The sequence below is a fragment of the Dyella monticola genome, from assembly GCF_003363155.1.
Taxonomy (GTDB): domain Bacteria; phylum Pseudomonadota; class Gammaproteobacteria; order Xanthomonadales; family Rhodanobacteraceae; genus Dyella_B; species Dyella_B monticola.
Genome location: NZ_QRBE01000001.1, coordinates 566,351 through 583,688, shown reverse-complemented (window position 1 = coordinate 583,688; position 17,338 = coordinate 566,351). Strand labels below are relative to the sequence as shown.

Here is a 17,338-nt window from a genome sequence, read left to right as displayed (position 1 = left end):
CCTGCCCGATCACAGCCGATAGCGCCGCCAAGCGCTACACTTGGGGCATGCTCAAAATCGATACCCACGCCCACGTCCTTCCGCGTGACTGGCCCAATCTGGCCGTCAAATACGGCAACGACGCCTTTCCGGTGATGACGCATAGCGATGGCCGCCATCGCATCTACAAGGACGGAAAATTCTTTCGCGAAGTGTGGGACTCCTCGTTCGATCCGCAATACCGCATTGATGATTACGCCCGCTTCGGCGTAAACGTGCAGGTGATCTCCACCGTGCCGGTACTGTTTTCGTATTGGGCACCCGGTTATCAGGCGCTGGAGCTGCATCGCCATCTCAACGATCACATGGGCGGCATTTGCAGGGATTACCCCCGGCATTACGCCGGCATCGGTACGGTGCCGCTGCAGGCGCCGGAGCTGGCCATTCGCGAACTGGAGCGCTGCATCGATGAGCTGGGTCTGTGCGGCGTGCAGATCGGTTCGCATTGCAATGACTGGAATCTGGATGCGCCGGAGTTGTTTCCATTCTTCGAAGCGGCCGCCGACCTGGGCGCGGCGGTCATGGTGCATCCGTGGGACATGATGGGCGCAACCACCATGCCCAAATACTGGATGCCATGGCTGGTGGGCATGCCCGCCGAACAATCGCGTGCCGCCTGCTGCCTGGCCTTTGGTGGCGTGCTGGAGCGGCTGCCCAAGCTGCGCGTCATGCTGGCCCACGGCGGCGGCAGCTTTCCCTGGACGATCGGCCGCATCGAACACGGTTTTCGCATGCGCCCAGATCTGGTCGCCACGGACAACCCGCGCAATCCGCGCGAATACCTCAAGCGGCTGTATTTCGACTCCTGCGTGCATGATCCCCAGGCCTTACGCTATTTGCTGGATGTGACCGGTGTCGACCGCGTGATGCTCGGTACCGATTATCCTTTCCCGCTGGGGGAACAGCAGCCGGGCAGCGGCATCGAGTCGCTGACGTTGGACGAACCCGAACGCGCACGTCTGTTTCACGGCACCGCGCTGGAATGGCTTGGGTTGCCGCTTCACCGCTTCGTTCAAAACATTCATCAGGAGCACGCATGACTGTCAGGCGCCACATGGTGGTAACCGCCCTCCTTGCACTGGCCAGCATCGCTGTTGCCCATGCAGATGATGTCAGCATGGCATCGGGCAGCGTGCACTTCAGCACGCCATCGAGCTGGGTAGGCATCATGCAAGTGGACGGCGATCCCGAAGTGCGCGTGTTCCAGGTGCCCGATCCCTCGCCGAGCGCGGCCAACACGCTGGCGCGCGTCAGCGTGACCGTCAAACAGGTCGCAAGCGTGCAAGACTTCAACGACTACGTCAGCAGCACTCTCGGCAAAGCCAAGAATCTGAAGAACTACCAGCCCGCCGAACAGGCCATGGGGGACCAAAACACGTTCGCCTATACCGCCGAAGAAAGCGGTACGCCCTATACCTATGTCGAGCGCTACTGGTTCCGCAACGGCCACGCCATTCAACTGCGTTGTGCGCGTCCGTCAGCCAGCCAGGCCGGACAATCGTGGGCGGCGACCTTCGATAAGGGCTGCAAAGATGTCGCTGCTACCTTGAATACCTGACGTACCTACTTCGCCCCCTCAACACCCCGCTGTCATGCACGCGAAACGTGCAATGACGGTGGGGCAAGAAACAGTCGCTTGGATGCAGTGATGTCCCCAGTCTACGAAGCCACCACCGAATGGGCGCAGGCCCATGACGCTGCCGATCCGCTCGGCGCCTTTCGCAGTGAATTTCTGATTCCGCCGCACGAGGGCCGCGATGGCCACTATTTCTGTGGCAATTCGCTGGGCCTGCAACCGCGCGCAGCGCGTGCGGCAGTGAACGCGGAACTGGACTACTGGGGCGAGCTCGGTGTGGAAGGCCACTTCAAAGGTCGCCTGCCATGGATGGATTATCACGAATTCGTGCGCGACCATCTCGCCGAACTGGTTGGTGCGCAGCCCAATGAAGTCGTGGCGATGAACACGCTGGGCGTGAACCTGCACCTGATGATGGTGAGTTTCTATCGTCCCACGCCGGATCGACACGCCATCCTGATCGAAGCGGGCGCGTTTCCCACTGATCGTTACGCGGTTGAATCGCAAATCCGTTATCACGGTTTCAGCCCGGCGCTTTCGTTGATCGAACTGGAAAGCGACGAACCGAACGGCACGATCTCGATGGGCGCGATCGAACGGGTGCTCACCGAACATGGTTCGCGCATCGCGCTCGTGATGCTACCTGGCGTGCAATACCGCAGCGGCCAGGCCTTCGATCTGCAAGCCATCACCGAACTGGCGCACAAGCAAGGCTGCACGGTGGGTTTCGATCTGGCGCATGCGGTGGGCAATGTGCCGTTGCAGTTGCACGACAGCGGCGCCGATTTCGCCATCTGGTGCAGCTATAAATACCTCAATGGTGGCCCCGGTGCAGTGGGCGGCGCCTTCGTGCATGATCGCCACGCGCGCGCCACGCTGCCGCGCTTCGCCGGCTGGTGGGGCCACGACAAGAGCACGCGCTTCCAAATGGGCCCGGAATTCGTGCCCACACCTGGCGCGGATGGCTGGCAGCTTTCCAATCCGCCGATCCTTTCGCTGGCGCCGCTGCAGGTATCGCTGGAGATTTTCCATCGCGCCGGCATGCAGCGCTTGCGCGAGAAATCACTCAAGCTCACCGGTTATCTTGAATGGCTGGTGCAAAGCCAATTGCCCGATGCACTGGAAATCGTCACGCCGCGCGAAACCGAGCGACGTGGCGCGCAGCTTTCCATCCGCGTGCTCGGCGGCCGTTCGCGTGGCCGCGAGCTGTTCGAATACCTCATCAATCGCGGCATCATCGGCGATTGGCGTGAACCGGATGTCATCCGCATTTCGCCTGTGCCGCTGTATAACCAGTTTGCCGATTGCCTTGCGTTTGCCAGTGCAGTGCGTGATTGGCAAATGTAATCGAACTCGCGCTGAGCTCTATCACGCTCGGACACTGCCGCGTTCTCGCTTGCCTTGGCGTTCGGTAACCATCGAATGGATGGGACTTTCGATACGCATGAAGGAGCTCCTGCATAAAGGAAGAATGCAGGCATTTAATAACAATCTTGCGCGCAAGACGCAGTCCATAATGCCACGCGGGATGAAGCCACCGCCCACCGCGTCGGCACCGTCGCTGACGTATTGCCAGCGGCACCGGATGCTGCGGGATGCGAAGGCATGTCCGCATCACCGGATTTATTCCAGTTATTCATTCTCTGCGTACGCACGCGAATCAGACACCGCGCAATAACGACGACGCCACACAGTTATAACACCACATCCAGTGCGACGTGACTGATGCTGTGCCCGCGGCTCGCATTCGCCATGAGATGAGGAAATTTCCATGTTTTTACACGTGACCGAGCGTCTACCCATACACCCCGATGATGCTGTCCGCCCGTCAGCAATGGGACCAAACGAGCATGGCAGCAACTCGCCCCGCCCCGCGTCGGCAACGTCCTCGATAGGATTTCCCACCACACCGTCAACCGGCAGACCCAGCGGACTGTTAAGTACGCTGCACAACCCATCCTTCGAACCCAAGGCGGTAAGGCTGCCCGGAGACGCCACGACCTATTACGTCAAGAATCCATCGAACACGAAGACACCTCAATCGCTGTACACGCGTGATCCTGATACGGGGGTGCTTAAGCAGACGTCCAAGCAGATCGTGGACGATGGCAAAGATGGATGGCAAATCGTTGACGGCTTGAAGGGAGGGGGCGACAAGGAGGACAAGCAACTCTTGCTGGAAGATGAGTCAAGCGGCTCTGAAGATGCTGATATTGCCGCCAATACCGCTCTCCCACCTTTGCCATCGAGAAGGACGCCTTCGACTTCTCAGAGTTCTTCGCAGGCGTCAAATAGTGGAGCGAGCGGATTGGGACCTGTTCCAGACAGCCGTTATCTGCACGAATCAGGAGATGGACAGAGCCAGCATTGGTTCATTTCGGATGACCAGGGAGGGAACAAGCAGGCTGATTCTTCGATTGACAAGTTTGCATGGCCCGCACGCCGGATGGCACAGGGCGAGTTCAAAGGGAAGCGCCAATGGCGCGGCCCAGATGCTTCTGCTTATTCGGGCGGCCCTTCGAGCGAGAGGAGCTCCCCATTTTTGCCGCCGGGAGATTCGGCGCGACATGGACCGGCACCAGATCCGCGCTATCTGACCAAATCAGGGGACGGGAAGAGTCGGCACTGGGTTATCTCGAACAGACATGGGGGATACAAGCCTGCGGATTCCTCGATCGATAAATATGGAACTCCCCTGTCTGTGTTTTTGAACGGCAAGTTCCAAGGAAAGGGTTTATGGAAGGGTCCGAGTAGCAGCGTTAAGCCACCGGCCCCGTGACCGCCGTGTTCTTGTCGAAGGGTAGCGGAGGTCGCTGTCCTTTGACTGAAGTGCTTTGTCGTACCGGCGGTGCACGGCCATTGCACGCCAGCCACCGAGGATGCTGTTTTTCGAATACGGCGGCATGTCCGCATCACCGGATTTAAATCAAGTTATTCAGGTCTCGCGGATGCAAGCGGATCAGACACAGGGAAATAACGACACCTCACAGTTATAACGCCACGTCCAGTGCGAAGTGATCGATGCTATGCGCATTCGCCATGAGATGAGGAAATTTTATGCTTTTCCATGTGACCGAGCGTCTACCCATACATCCCGATGATGCGGTTCACCCGTCGGCAGCAGGACCAAACGAGCACGGCGGCAATTCGCCTCGTCCCGCATCCACAACGTCCTCGACGGAATTCCCCAGTACGTCGTCGAGCGGCAGACCAAGCGGACTGTTAAGTACGCTGCACAACCCAGCCATCGAACCCAAGGCGGTAAGGCTGCCCGGAGACGCCACGACCTATTACGTCAAGAACCCATCGAACACCAACACGCCTCAACCGCTCTACACGCGCGCCCCGGAAACAGGGGTGCTTAAGCAGACGTCCAAACAGGTAGTGAGCGATGGCGCAGGATGGCGGTTGGAGAAGGGACTGCCGGGAGGAAACGGGCCCACCTATCCATCCCGCGCAGATGAACTTCGCGAAGCTCAAACAGTATATGACCGGGCGAAAGTCAGAGATGATGCCGCTCAGGTAGAAAAAACACACGCCGAGAGCCAACTTACGGATGCGATTACGGTTGAAGGAGCAACCCGCCAAAACTTTTCAAACGCATGGGTTGAGTGGCATGAAACTATGCTGATAGCCAACGATTACACCCAACCAGCGGAAGCGAGAGCTGGCGCCTTAGAAAAGTTGCCTGGACTCGAACGCGTACGGGATGACACCCGAAGCGCATATACCTCAGCCATCACTGCACGACAGACAGCTGACACGGCCCTTGAACGAGCCCGTACTCACGCAGCAACGACCACCGTAGCATTGCGCCGAGCCGATCAGAGCGTGAAGCAAATGGAGCAAAGGCACTAATTACGGGCACTCTGTGGATGACGCACTTGGCCGTGGCCGCGCACAACAAATCGCTCGACGGTCAATGCCTCGGCGCCCATCGGCCCGTAGGCGTGCAAGCGCGTGGTGGAAATGCCGATCTCGGCGCCAAGCCCCAATTCACCGCCATCGGAAAAGCGGGAGGAAGCATTCACCGCTACCACGGCAGATCGAATGGCTTGCACAAAACGTCGCGCGACATTTTCATCACGTGTCGCGATGACCTCCGTATGATCGGAACCGAAGCGCTGAATATGACCGATCGCCATCCCCAGGTCGTCGACGACGCGGACGGCGATGATGAGGTCTAGAAATTCGGCCGCATAATCCTCCTCGGTTGCCGGGCGCATACCGTCGACCAATGCGCGCGAACGCTCGCATCCGCGCAGTTCCACACCGCACTCCTGCAATGCGTTCGCGGCCTTTGGCAGAAAGGATGCAGCGATATCGCGATGCACCAGCAATGTCTCCAAGGCATTGCAGACGCCAGGACGCGAGATTTTTCCGTCAATCAGCAGATTCATGGCAAGCGTTTCGTCCGCCGACGCATCGACATACAAGTGGCACACGCCTTTGTAATGCTTGATCACCGGAACGCGGGCGTGTTCGGCGACGAAGTGAATCAACCCTTCGCCGCCACGGGGAATCGCCAGGTCGACGATATCGGTAAGTTGCAGCACTTCCACCATCGTTTCGCGGCGGAGATCTTCGATCAGTGTTATTGCAGCAACGGGAATATCGTGTTTCTCCAACGCAGCATGCAAGGCCACTGCAATCGCCATATTGGAATGCAAGGCTTCCGAGCCGCCGCGCAGGATGACGGTATTGCCCGCCATCAGACATAGTGCCGCAGCATCGGCCGTCACATTGGGCCGCGCCTCGTAGATCATCGCGATCACGCCGAGCGGAATGCGCACTCGCTCCACTTCCAAGCCATTCGGGCGCGTTTCGCGCCGCGTAACCAGGCCGACGGGATCGGGTAGCGCGGCGATTTCACGCACTGCCACTGCCATGCCCGTCAAGCGCGATGCATCCAGGCGCAGGCGATCAAGCATGGCGCCTTGTAGACCTTTGGCAGCGGCTTGCTGCAGGTCACGCGCATTGGCCGTCAGAATAGTCTCGCGCTGTGCTTCCAGCGCGTCTGCCATATCGTGCAGCAGTTTGCGCTTGGTCTGAGTATCGAGCCCAAACATGATTTGCGCAGCATCCTTGCATGCCAAAGCCAATGTGCGTATCTCGCTCATGCTTCCTGTTCTCCCGTGTGCGAATCGATCAGTGTGGCCAGATCGTCCCGATGCACGATCTCAGCGCCGTAGCTGTACCCGAGTACGGTCGCGATGTCACGGCTGTGGCGGCCGGCCACGCGCCGCACTTCGGCAGCACCGTATTGGCAGAGCCCGCGTGCAACGGGCCGATCGCCCGCGTCGAGAATGTCGACCAAATCGCCACGGTGGAACTCGCCGGTCACCTCGAGAATGCCGCCGGGCAGCAAGGATGCACGGCCGCCTGCGAGCGCGCGCACGGCGCCTGCATCGATCGTTACCCGCCCGCTGCCGGATGGTGCGTGGCGCAACCAATATTTGCGCGCCTGCATCCGGTTGCCGGAAACATCGATGAGCGTGCCACGCAGGCAGTCCGCCTCGAGCCGTTTTACCGTATCGGCGTTGCGGCCGCTGAAGATCGCAGTGGGAATGCCTGCGGCCGCTGCTTTTTCAGCCGCCTGCAACTTGGTGCGCATGCCACCTGTGCCGACGTGGGTGCCACTGCCGCCCGCCATGGCAATGATCTGCGGGGTAAGCTGCGGTACATGACCGATCGGCTGCGCACTCGCGTCGCGCCGGGGATCGGCGTTGTAGAGCGCGTCCACATCCGATGCGATGAGTAGCAAATCCGCATCGACCAACGCCGCGACAATCGCCGCGAGGTTATCGTTGTCGCCCAACTTGAGTTCGTCCACCGCCACGGTGTCGTTTTCGTTGACGACCGGCAACACGCCAAGTGTCAGCAACTCGCGCAGTGTGGCTCGTGCATTGAGATAACGACGTCGATTGCGCAGGTCGTCGTGCGTCAAAAGCACCTGCGCCACCGGACGTTCCGACAAGCGCTGCCACAAAGCGATCATCGGCGCCTGCCCGAGCGCGGCCAGCGCCTGCCGAGCGGCCAGTTCAGGCCCGACGGCCGTGCGTTCGCGCAACAATGCACGACCGGCGGCGACAGCCCCGGAAGAAACCAGCACCACTTCGCGGTTTGCGGCATGACTGGCCGTGATGAATGCGGCCAATGCTTCCGCGTACTGAGGCGTAAGGCCGCCGCCGTCTGCGGCAAGCAAGTTGCTGCCGACTTTCAGGACGGCGCGTCGCCAGGACGGTAATGCATGTTCGGGTAGCATACGGTTCGTCATACGCCCGCGTTCTCCAGCGGTGCAGCCGTGCGGTCACCGTGGCTCTTGGGCGAAGATACGACCATGATGCGCACATCGTCCGTGCTGTCATTGCGCACCTGATGCGCGCTGCACGGCGGCACATGCAAACCTTCGCCATGGTGCAGGTGATGCGCGACGCCTTCCAGTTCTACGGTCAGCTCGCCTTGCAGCACATAAAAAAATTGCCGCGCGCGCGCGTGACGATGCCGCTGCTCGAAGCTGCCCGGCGGCAGCCGTTCTTCAATGACGCTCAGCTCGTCCAGCGCCAGCAGATGCCATCCGTCGCACGCCTGCCCCCAGTGATAGTGTTCCGCGTTGCCCGTGCTGACGATGGTCATATCGGTTCCTAGGACGACAAGCCGTCCAAACGATGCTGCAGCACGTCCAGCCGCAGATCATGGCCGGCACCGGCCGACGTGCGCGCAGCGAGGCTCGATTCGGGCGTACGCCCCTGCCCGGCCTGCGCCGCGGCTTGCGCAGCCGCCTTATACGCGTCGCGGAATGGCACGCCCGCCGCAGCCTGCTCGATCGCGACATCGGTGGCATACATGGCAGGCTCGATGGCGGCGCGCATGGCCGATTCATTCCACTGCATGCCCGCGAGCAGATCCGGTAGCAACTCCAGCGCAGCCAGGCCGTGGGTGACGCCGTGGAATAGCGAGCCTTTGGAAAATTGCAGATCGCGCTGGTAGCCCGACGGCAGCGACAGCAGCTGTTCGATCTCGCAGCGCGACGCGGCTACGGTGGCGTAGGAAGCACGCAGCAATTCCACGACATCCGGGTTACGTTTGTTGGGCATGATCGAACTGCCGGTGGTGTATTGCGCCGGCAACGAAACGAAATTGAATTCCGCCGTGGTGAATAGCGACAGATCCCATGCGAGGCGACGCGTATCGAGCAACGCGCTGCTCAAGGCTTCCAGCACCGCCATTTCGAACTTGCCGCGAGAAAGCTGGGCGTAGATGGGCGAAACCTGCATGCGGCCAAAGCCGAGCGCCTGCGTGGTATGAGCGCGGTCCAGCGGCAGATTCACGCCATAACCGGCGGCGGTGCCCAGCGGATTGGCGTCGATCAACGCCATGGTTTGCCGTGCGCGCAGGGCGTTGTCGATAAAGCCTTCCGCAAATCCCGCGAACCACATCGCTGTAGACGACACCACCGCGCGCTGCAGATGGGTGTAACCGGGCAGCGGCAACGCGGGTTGTGCCGCGCGCTGCAGACAGACATGGGCAATCGCGCGGCAATGCGTCTCCAGCGACGCCAGTTTTTCCTTCAACCACAGACGTGTGGCGACCAGGATTTGGTCGTTACGACTGCGGCCGGTATGCACACGGCGGCCAGCATCGCCCAGGCGCTCGGTTAGGCGCGCCTCGATGGCGGAATGGCCGTCTTCATACCGCTCATCCAGCACGAAGCTGCCCGCGCGAAAGTCTTCGGCAAGTGCATCCAACTCGCGTTTGAGATCGCCCATCTCCTTTGCACTGACCACTCCAATGTTGGCCAACCCTTCCACATGTGCCTTGCTGGCGGCGATGTCGTGCAGGAAAAATTCGCGGTCGAGCAGCACATCATCGCCAGCGAGAAACTTCATGATCTTGGCGTTGGTTTCAACGCCAGCTTTTTGCCAAAGGAGGTCGGTCATGACGTGGGGTCTCTGTTTCTCGGTCCGTTCACGTTTACTTTGACGTCATTCCCGTGCAAGTGAAAATGACGCTCGGATTGGCTGGGCGCTTACAGCGGAATGGATGTGTATTCGTCCAGCCCTATCGCGCGATTGATATTCTGCATCGCCTGCGTCGCTGCGCCTTTGAGCAGATTGTCCAACGTAGCCACCACAACCACTCGCTTGCCATCGGCAGACATCGCAAACCCGCCGATCTCCGCATAGTGCTTGCCGGCGATCCTGCTGACCCACGGTGCTTCATCCTGCACGCGAACCAGCTTTTCACCGTCATAAGCCTGCTGGAAACGCGCCAGCACGTCCTCGCGCTTCAGTGCGCGCGAAAGATAAAGATTGGTAGTGACCGTGAGGCCGCGAAAATGCGGCGCCACGTGCGGCATGAATTCCACCGGGACACCCAGATGCCGGCTGGCTTCCTTCTCGTGCGTGTGCCCAGTGAGCGAATACGGCATCAGGTTGTCGCGCAGCTTCTGGGGATCATTCTTGTCGGAGGGCGTAGTGCCGGCACCGGAATAACCGGATACACCAAAGCACACAGGTGGTGCAGCAAGCACGTCCTTGAGCGGCGCAACCGAAAGCTGCATGGCCGTGGCGTAGCAGCCCGGATTGCTGATGCGCTTTTCACCACGCCAGTGGTCGCGGGTAAGCTCAGGCAAGCCGTAATACCAGCTGTTATCGAAGCGGTAGTCGGCGGAAAGATCGACGATGACCGGGTCCTTGCCGGCCGCATCGAACGCCTCTACACATACCGATGCCTTGCCGTTGGGCAACGCCAGCACCACCACGTCGGCATCAAGCGTGGGCAGTTGCGCGTGCTCGGGCGAGCTGTAGCGCAGTTCACCTTGATATCCCTCGACATGATCCTGCACACGCTCGCCGTTCAACTCGCGCGAGGAAACGTAAGCGAGTTCCAGCGCAGGATGCGCCGCCACCAGGCGGATCAGTTCCGCACCCGTATGGCCGCGGGCGCCAACGATGCCGATTGTTTTTGACGTTGCCATGGTCGATCAATCCATCAAGGTAGGTTGGCGTACGGCGCAATGGTCGACGCAGCGCGCGATAGTGTCGAAATCGTCCAGGCCATACCAGAACACTTTCCAGCGTTCCTGTTTGTAGCAGCCGTCGGACTCGGCGTAGTAGAAAGGATTGATCGGGTTGCCATGGCGCGAACGCCAGAACAGCCGTGGATTTTCCTCACGCATCACCAGCCATACGGCACGACCCAGGCCTTCGCCTTGCGCGTCGTCCAAGACGGCGAATTTATCAAGGTAGATCAAACCATCCTGATGGGTGAGGATCATCGCGGCACGATAGTTTTCGCTTACGTAAATGCGATAAGGCTTCGTCCGCGTAAAATAATCCCCCACCAGCTTGCGACCGAAGCTGGATTCGATCAGCGTGCGCATGCGGTCTTGATCGACCCCATCCCAGCTTTCGAAGCGAAACACTTTCTCGCCCCGGCGCACTAGCGTGCCCGAACCTTTGTGCGTGAACAGCTCTTTCGCCAATTCCGACGGACGCGTAATGGATACGGATGACGTCAACGGCAAGCTCTGCAGCAAATCGGCGATCTGCTCGATCTTCACGCGCATGCCGCCATTGATCCATGGCTGCTGGATCAGATGATCGTACTCGGTACTCAGGTTGATCGAATCGATGACGCGGCCTTGATCGTCGAGCAGGCCACCCGTCCCAGTGAGGAAGATGATCTTGTACGGCTGCAGCACGCGCACCAGCTCATTCGCCGCGAAATCGGCATTGATGTTGAGGAACTGACCTTCGTCCGTTTCGCCCAGGCTGGCGATCACGGGAATGGAACCGGCGCGCAGGCTCGCCTCGATAGGCGCGAGATTGATACTGTCGACCTTGCCCACCATGCCGTAGACGTCCCTATCCAGATAGCTGGACATGAACACCCCGGACGGCACGGAGGTGGCGCGCGTATCCATCGCCTGCAGGGCTTCCACCAGGCGCAGGTTCTCCTGCTGGAACACGCGGCGCACGATGCCAAGGGCTTTGGGTGAGGTAACCCGCAACCCATTGACGGTTTGCTTGGTAATGCCCGCGGCTTGCAGTTCCACATCGAGTTGCGGGCCCGCGCCATGCAACACGATGGGCGTCAAACCCACTTGCTGCAGGAACGTGAGCGAGGACGTGAGATCGTTGAGTTCGTCACGCAGCACCGCTCCGCCGACTTTCACCACAGCGAAGCGCTTGGCGTCGAGCTGCGAAAAACGCTTGAGGTATTGCTGAATTTCCTTGGCGCTGCCCATGGCGGAGAGCAGGCGCACGATGGTCTGACGAGTGTTTTTATGCGCTTCCACGATTCACGATCTCATAGATGGTCGTTGCGTACGTTTGCAGTTGGTCCAGTGCGACCCATTCATCGGCGGTGTGTGCCTGCGCGATATCACCGGGCCCATAGACAAAGGCGATGTAGCCTGCCTGGGAAAACAGCGCCGCTTCGGTCCAGAAATTCACCGCATTGCCGACGGGGACACCGAGCTCGTCGGCGATGTCGCGTGCGGCAAGCCGGCGTGTTTCGGCGGTGGCGATATCGCCCGCAGGCAGCGACATGCCGCGAAACAATTCCTCGTAGTCCACCGGCGTGGGCTCAACCAGCGTGCGGAAAGTTTCCAGCAATTGATCCGGGTCCATGCTGGGTAGCGGACGAAAACCGAACCTTACATCGGCAGTTGGCGCGATCATGTTGGCCTTGATGCCACCTTCCACGCGACCGATGTTGAAGCGCAGGCCGGTGAGGCCGCCGAAACGTTCGTGCGAGAGGTTGTCCACATGATCCAACGCGGCGGTGCCCCAGCGCATCACTTGGTGCACGGCGCTGTCCGTGGGCTTGATTTCGCCGGAGGCGTGACCGGCCTGCCCCGCGAAGCGCATCTGTACCGAGTGAATGCCACGATGCGCAAGCACCGCGTGGCCACGCGTGGGCTCGGCAACGATCACCGCATCGTAGGCGGGCTTTTCTTGCAGGAACGCAGCGATGCAGCGCGGATCGTTGGCCTCCTCGTCAGTGGAAAACAGCAACGCCAGATCACCGCTGCTCGCGTTTGCGACGGCGACCAATGCGGCCGCCGCGCCTTTGATGTCACAGGCGCCAAGGCCGATCGCGCGGTCCTCTGCTACGTCCAGCACGTGTGGATCGCGAGTCCAGTGCGGGGAATCCGGCACGGTGTCCAGGTGCACGTTGAACAGATACTTTGGCTTGCCGCGCACGGCGTAAAGCGTCACCGCGCCGGCACCGTGATCGGTTACCGTCACGGCAAATCCGGGCAACCGCTCACGCAGGTAGTCGAAGATGCCGCCCGTGCCGATCGCGCGCGGCGGATTGCGCGTATCGAATGAAACGAGCGCGCGCAGATGCTCCAGCGTTGCATGCAGCAACGCCTGGCCTTGCACACCCGGGCTCGCCGAGCCGGCGCTGCTGCTCATCGATTGACCTCGGCCCACAACGTACTGCTCATGCCGAACAGCTTGATGAAGCCTTCCGCTTCGGCCACGCCCCAGTCCGCCGCCTGCGCGTAGGTAGCGCCCTTGGCATTGAGGATGTGCTTGGATTCGACGGCAACGGCGGTAACGATACCGCCACTGGTTTCAAGCGTGACATCGCCATTCACCGTCGACTGACTGGACGCGAGGAACGCTTCCAGATCGGTCTTCAGCGGATCGTGGAAGAAACCTTCATACACCAGCTCCACCCACTTGCGCGCCACATCCGGCTTGAAGCGGTTCTGCTGCTTGGTGAGCACGGCTTCTTCCAGCGCACGATGGGCGGCGAGCAACGCGGCAAGGCCCGGCGCTTCAAAAATGATGCGGCCCTTGAGGCCAATCGTCGTATCACCGGTGTAGATGCCACGACCCACCCCGTACTGCGCAAGCAAGCCATTGAGCTTGGCGAGCAACGTGTGGCCAGCGATCGTTTCGCCATCCAGCGCGACCGCCTCGCCATTGACGAAAGTGAGTTTAAAGCGCAGCGGTTTGGACGGCCATTCCGAACGCGGCTTGCACCAGCCAATGGCGCCCTCGCCAGGTACGTGCCAGCGATCGATTTCACCACCGGACATGGTCACGCCCAGCAGGTTCTCATTGATGGTGTATGCCTTCTGCTTGGCGCGCACGCCGAAGCCCTTCGCTTCAAGATACTTCTGCTCGTAGGCGCGTACTTCGGTGTGTTCTTTCTGGATTTCGCGAATCGGCGCCACGATCTCGTAGTCGCCCTGCGCCTTCACGGCAAGGTCGAAACGCACCTGATCGTTGCCCATGCCGGTGCAGCCGTGCGCGATCACCTTGGTGCCCAACTCGGCGCAACGCTTGAGCGCGGCATCCACGATCAGATAGCGGTCCGACACGAGCAAGGGATACTGCCCCTGATAACCCTCCCCTGCCCATACGAACGGCTTGACGAAGCCGTTCCAGATCGCCGGGCCGCCATCGATGGTGACGTGGCTGGCCGCCTTCAATTCCCTCGCCCGCGCTTCGATATAGGCGCGTTCCTCGGCGTCTACGCCGCCGGTATCGGCAAACACGGTGTGCACGGCCCAGCCGCGTTCTTGCAGATAGGGGATGCAGAAGCTGGTGTCGAGACCACCGGAGAAGGCCAGAACGATGTCTTTGCTCATGATGCGAAATCCAAAAAAAAGTTGTTTACACGGATTCGATGACAATGCGCGGTTCGCAGCGCACCGGGAAATTCACAGAGTTGGCAATAAAACAGGCGTGATGCGCGTCCTCATGCACACGCTTGGCGAGGTCGGGATCGCTTTGCTTGCCGATGGTGACGCACGGGCGCAGCACGGCTTCAATAAAGCGTCCATCGTTGCCGCGCTCGGACAGCACACCGACCGCTTCGTCGACATAGCCGGTCACCACCACACCGGCAACGGCCGCCAGATGGAGGTACCAGAGCATGTGGCAGCTCGACAGCGCCGCCACCAGCATGTCTTCTGGATTGTGCTTACTGCCGTCGCCACGAAAGGCGGCATCGGAGGAGCCGGCAATGGCGGGTTTGCCGGCGACACGTATCTCATGCTCGCGGCCATAACCTTGATAGGTTTTCGTGCCGCTACCGTGGTTGCCGGTCCATACCACTTCAACGGGGTAGTGGTGCTGCTTATCCGTCACGTCGACGCTCCTCGGCTTGTTGCATCAGTTGGGCCAGTTCGGCATCGCGCCGACCGTTGCGCTCAGCCAAGCCTTTCAACACGCCCGCACGATTGGCGTCGGGGTGGTTCTGGCTCAGCTTGAATTTCCCTTCGATGCGCTCGATCGCGATATCGATGCCCACGATCATGCGCAGCATGTTTTCGATGTGGTCTTCCGGCGCATCGCCGACGTGCCACGGCTTGGGTTGCGACGCTTCGTGACGGTCGGTCAGACGCTCCAGCAACTGGCGCAACCAGGCTTTATCCTGCACCACGCGCAAGCGGCCATGCACATGCACGACGGCATAATTCCATGTCGGCACCTCGCGGCCGGTTTCGTGCTTGCTTGGGTACCAGTTCGGACTGATGTAGCCGTCCGCACCGTGGAAGATCACCAGCACTTGTGCGCCATCGGCCTGGGTCAGTTCATTGCCGCTCGCCACGTGGCCATGCAGCGATGCATCGCCGGTCAGTTCCAGTGGAAGGTGATTCGCTGTCAATCCGTCTGCACCATGCGTGACGATGGTGGCGAACGGATAGTCGCGCATCAACGCCTGCAGCACGTCGATGCGCGTTTCATGGAAAGCCCTGGGCAGATACACGGCGCGCGACCTTCGCCGCTCAGCGTTGCGCGATCAACGAGGCCATCACCGCCTTTTGCACGTGCAGGCGGTTTTCGGCTTCGTCGATGGCGATGCAGGCGGGCGAATCCATCACCGCGTCGGTGGCCTTGATGTTACGGCGCAGCGGCAGGCAATGGCTGAAGACGCCGTTGTGGGTGAGCGCCATCTTCGCTTCGTCGACGATGAAATGCTTGTGCGCGTCGCGGATCGGTTTTTCCGCTTCCCAGCGACCAAAGAACGGCAGCGCGCCCCAGCTCTTGGCATACACCACATCGGCGCCGCGATAGGCTTCTTCGATGTTGTGGCTGATCGTGAGCGAGCCACCGTTTTCCTTCGCGTTCTGCTCGCCGTAGACCATGTAACGCTCGTCCAGCACGTAATCGGGCGTCGGACACAGCAGCGTCACATTCATGCCCATCTTGGTGGCGATCAGTAGCGCCGAGTTGGCGACCGCGGTGTTCAAGGGCTTGGGATGATAGGTCCAGGTGAGCACGTACTTGCGGCCGGTGAGATCGCCGAAGCGCTCCTTTAGCGCCAACGCATGCGCCAGCTCCTGGCAGGGATGCGTGATGGTTTCCATGTTGATCACCGGCACCGTCGCGTGCTGCGCGAACGCCTTGATCACCGCGTCCTCGCGATCCACCGACCAATCCTGGAATTTTGGAAATGCGCGTACCGCAATGAGATCCACATAGCGGCTCAACACGCGCGCCACTTCGGCGATGTGCTCTTCCGCCTCGCCGTCCATCACCACGTTAGGGCGAAACTCGATCGGCCATGCGTCTTTGCCGGGCGAAAGCACGATGGCATGGCCACCAAGATGGAAGGCACCCAACTCGAAACTCGTGCGCGTGCGCATCGAAGGGTTGAAGAACAGCAACGCCACCGATTTACCGGCAAGTTGTTGGCCGCGCGGCGAACGCTTGAAGGCGGCGGCGTGTTCGAGCAGCGCATCGATTTCGGCGCGGCTGTAATCCTGGGTGGTGAGGAAATGACGAAGCGACATCGTTGACTCCAGTCAGAAAGCAAAAAACCCGGCACAGGGGCCGGGTTTCGTCGTCGTATTACATATGCAACGTGGCGACAGCCTACCCGGCCGAATGTCGGTTCAGCGGTCGACGCGCACGCGAGGTCATGCCAGCGGCCATGCGGGCGCTGGTAAGCACGGTAGCGGTATAGACGGCTGAAGACATGAGGGTTCCGGGTGGTTGAATCTTAATCATGACGGGATTTTCGTTGCTATGCAACAGGGCCGGACGGTAAATCATCGGGTCCGATACAAGGACCCAGGCCTGAAAACAGAAAAGCCCGCATCGCTGCAGGCCTTTCATCACTCCTTGAACCGCTTGGCTTGGCATCAATCGGCCGGGGATACGCTCACCCGCACCCGCAGGCGCTCGCCCGGGTCGTAGCTCAGGCGCGACATATAGACATCGCCGTGATAGCGGTATTCCACGTCGTAGCCGATGATCTGGCGCTGCTCGCTGACCTGGGTCACCGGCTGGCAAACCGTTTGATTGGTGGTGTAGGTCTGTCCACCGCTGGCGACGGAGTTGCCGACTGCACCGCCGACCACCGCGCCACCCACCGTAGCCGCCGTATTGCCGCGACCATGCCCGATGGTGCTGCCCAGCACGCCGCCGACCACCGCACCCAGCACGGTGCCGATGCCTTTGTTGCTCGGCGTTTGCTGGACGACTTGCTGGTCGTAGCACTGCTGGCTCGGGGCGGCCGTGCGCGCCACGCCGTAGACCGGGTCCACGCGCAACACATCCGCCCAGGCGTAGTGGGCGTTATCCGGACCGGTGCCTGGAGCCGGAGCACCCGGCGGAGGCGGCGGGGGTGGATAGGCCCCTTGTTGCGCCATCACGCCCGTGGACACCACGGCCAGCGCCAACGCGGGGATCAACAGCATTTTTTTATTCATGGACAGCCTCCACGAGAGGGATGGGTGCGCCTCGC

At 60.6% G+C, this 17,338-nt stretch carries 16 protein-coding genes; 4 read left to right on the top strand and 12 right to left on the bottom strand.

Annotation, left to right across the window (positions count from 1 at the left end):
* Positions 1 to 47 precede the first annotated feature (47 nt).
* The 4 genes from DWU98_RS02475 (at position 48) to DWU98_RS21580 (ending at position 4,394) form a co-directional block, all read left to right on the top strand.
* Positions 48 to 1,079, top strand: a complete 1,032-nt coding sequence (locus DWU98_RS02475) for an amidohydrolase family protein (RefSeq protein ID WP_115493862.1) — start codon at positions 48 to 50, stop codon at positions 1,077 to 1,079.
* Positions 1,076 to 1,597 (top strand): hypothetical protein, encoded by a 522-nt coding sequence (locus DWU98_RS02470; RefSeq protein WP_115493861.1) that lies wholly within the window; start codon positions 1,076 to 1,078, stop codon positions 1,595 to 1,597. Before DWU98_RS02475 ends, DWU98_RS02470 begins: the two co-directional genes overlap by 4 nt.
* A 90-nt stretch (positions 1,598 to 1,687) precedes the next feature.
* Positions 1,688 to 2,962 (top strand): kynureninase, encoded by a 1,275-nt coding sequence (gene kynU, locus DWU98_RS02465; protein ID WP_115493860.1) that lies wholly within the window; start codon positions 1,688 to 1,690, stop codon positions 2,960 to 2,962.
* A 424-nt stretch (positions 2,963 to 3,386) separates the two neighbouring features.
* On the top strand, positions 3,387 to 4,394 hold the full coding sequence (locus DWU98_RS21580) for a hypothetical protein (RefSeq protein WP_147293178.1): 1,008 nt from the start codon (positions 3,387 to 3,389) through the stop codon (positions 4,392 to 4,394).
* Positions 4,395 to 5,469: 1,075 nt separating this feature from the next.
* Here the strand turns inward: DWU98_RS21580 and DWU98_RS02455 are convergent.
* The 12 genes from DWU98_RS02455 to DWU98_RS02395 all read right to left on the bottom strand — a co-directional run bounded on the left by DWU98_RS02455 (position 5,470) and on the right by DWU98_RS02395 (position 17,303).
* Positions 5,470 to 6,735: a glutamate-5-semialdehyde dehydrogenase gene (locus DWU98_RS02455; protein WP_115493858.1), complete on the bottom strand. Its 1,266-nt coding sequence runs from the start codon at positions 6,733 to 6,735 to the stop codon at positions 5,470 to 5,472.
* A complete protein-coding gene (proB, locus tag DWU98_RS02450; protein ID WP_115493857.1) occupies positions 6,732 to 7,892 on the bottom strand; it encodes a glutamate 5-kinase in 1,161 nt (386 codons plus the stop codon). The genes DWU98_RS02455 and proB overlap by 4 nt, the downstream gene beginning before the upstream one ends.
* Complete coding sequence (locus DWU98_RS02445) at positions 7,889 to 8,251, bottom strand: cupin domain-containing protein (RefSeq protein WP_115493856.1); 363 nt, start codon at positions 8,249 to 8,251, stop codon at positions 7,889 to 7,891. Before DWU98_RS02445 ends, proB begins: the two co-directional genes overlap by 4 nt.
* 8 nt (positions 8,252 to 8,259) lie before the next feature.
* Positions 8,260 to 9,555, bottom strand: coding sequence for an argininosuccinate lyase (argH, locus tag DWU98_RS02440; protein WP_115493855.1), 1,296 nt, complete (start codon positions 9,553 to 9,555; stop codon positions 8,260 to 8,262).
* Positions 9,556 to 9,644: 89 nt separating this feature from the next.
* Positions 9,645 to 10,595 (bottom strand): N-acetyl-gamma-glutamyl-phosphate reductase, encoded by a 951-nt coding sequence (gene argC, locus DWU98_RS02435; protein ID WP_115493854.1) that lies wholly within the window; start codon positions 10,593 to 10,595, stop codon positions 9,645 to 9,647.
* A gap of 6 nt (positions 10,596 to 10,601) precedes the next feature.
* Entirely contained in the window at positions 10,602 to 11,867 is a 1,266-nt protein-coding gene (locus tag DWU98_RS02430) for an acetylglutamate kinase (protein WP_115494162.1), read from the bottom strand.
* A 37-nt stretch (positions 11,868 to 11,904) separates the two neighbouring features.
* A complete protein-coding gene (locus DWU98_RS02425; protein WP_115493853.1) occupies positions 11,905 to 13,044 on the bottom strand; it encodes an acetylornithine deacetylase in 1,140 nt (379 codons plus the stop codon).
* Positions 13,041 to 14,231, bottom strand: coding sequence for an argininosuccinate synthase (locus DWU98_RS02420; protein WP_196239450.1), 1,191 nt, complete (start codon positions 14,229 to 14,231; stop codon positions 13,041 to 13,043). The genes DWU98_RS02425 and DWU98_RS02420 overlap by 4 nt, the downstream gene beginning before the upstream one ends.
* Before the next feature lie 25 nt (positions 14,232 to 14,256).
* Entirely contained in the window at positions 14,257 to 14,733 is a 477-nt protein-coding gene (locus tag DWU98_RS02415; RefSeq protein WP_115493852.1) for an OsmC family protein, read from the bottom strand.
* The gene (locus tag DWU98_RS02410; protein WP_115493851.1) at positions 14,723 to 15,355 is read right to left on the bottom strand and encodes an FMN-binding negative transcriptional regulator; all 633 of its coding nucleotides are present in this window, start codon (positions 15,353 to 15,355) and stop codon (positions 14,723 to 14,725) included. The genes DWU98_RS02415 and DWU98_RS02410 overlap by 11 nt, the downstream gene beginning before the upstream one ends.
* A 19-nt stretch (positions 15,356 to 15,374) precedes the next feature.
* A complete protein-coding gene (locus DWU98_RS02405) occupies positions 15,375 to 16,382 on the bottom strand; it encodes an N-acetylornithine carbamoyltransferase (protein WP_115493850.1) in 1,008 nt (335 codons plus the stop codon).
* Positions 16,383 to 16,733: 351 nt separating this feature from the next.
* The gene (locus DWU98_RS02395) at positions 16,734 to 17,303 is read right to left on the bottom strand and encodes a glycine zipper 2TM domain-containing protein (protein WP_115493848.1); all 570 of its coding nucleotides are present in this window, start codon (positions 17,301 to 17,303) and stop codon (positions 16,734 to 16,736) included.
* Between the last annotated feature and the right edge of the window lie 35 nt (positions 17,304 to 17,338).

Bases quoted from the DNA above. Each gene is read 5' to 3' on its own strand.
- DWU98_RS02430 (WP_115494162.1), bottom strand. From the start codon at position 11,867: ATGGGCAGCGCCAAGGAAATTCAGCAATACCTCAAGCGTTTTTCGCAG.
- DWU98_RS02455 (WP_115493858.1), bottom strand. From the start codon at position 6,735: ATGAGCGAGATACGCACATTGGCTTTGGCATGCAAGGATGCTGCGCAA.
- DWU98_RS02475 (WP_115493862.1), top strand. From the start codon at position 48: ATGCTCAAAATCGATACCCACGCCCACGTCCTTCCGCGTGACTGGCCC.
- DWU98_RS21580 (WP_147293178.1), top strand. From the start codon at position 3,387: ATGTTTTTACACGTGACCGAGCGTCTACCCATACACCCCGATGATGCT.
- DWU98_RS02445 (WP_115493856.1), bottom strand. From the start codon at position 8,251: ATGACCATCGTCAGCACGGGCAACGCGGAACACTATCACTGGGGGCAG.
- argC (WP_115493854.1), bottom strand. From the start codon at position 10,595: ATGGCAACGTCAAAAACAATCGGCATCGTTGGCGCCCGCGGCCATACG.
- DWU98_RS02395 (WP_115493848.1), bottom strand. From the start codon at position 17,303: ATGAATAAAAAAATGCTGTTGATCCCCGCGTTGGCGCTGGCCGTGGTG.
- kynU (WP_115493860.1), top strand. From the start codon at position 1,688: ATGTCCCCAGTCTACGAAGCCACCACCGAATGGGCGCAGGCCCATGAC.
- proB (WP_115493857.1), bottom strand. From the start codon at position 7,892: ATGACGAACCGTATGCTACCCGAACATGCATTACCGTCCTGGCGACGC.
- DWU98_RS02425 (WP_115493853.1), bottom strand. From the start codon at position 13,044: ATGAGCAGCAGCGCCGGCTCGGCGAGCCCGGGTGTGCAAGGCCAGGCG.
- argH (WP_115493855.1), bottom strand. From the start codon at position 9,555: ATGACCGACCTCCTTTGGCAAAAAGCTGGCGTTGAAACCAACGCCAAG.
- DWU98_RS02405 (WP_115493850.1), bottom strand. From the start codon at position 16,382: ATGTCGCTTCGTCATTTCCTCACCACCCAGGATTACAGCCGCGCCGAA.
- DWU98_RS02470 (WP_115493861.1), top strand. From the start codon at position 1,076: ATGACTGTCAGGCGCCACATGGTGGTAACCGCCCTCCTTGCACTGGCC.
- DWU98_RS02420 (WP_196239450.1), bottom strand. From the start codon at position 14,231: ATGAGCAAAGACATCGTTCTGGCCTTCTCCGGTGGTCTCGACACCAGC.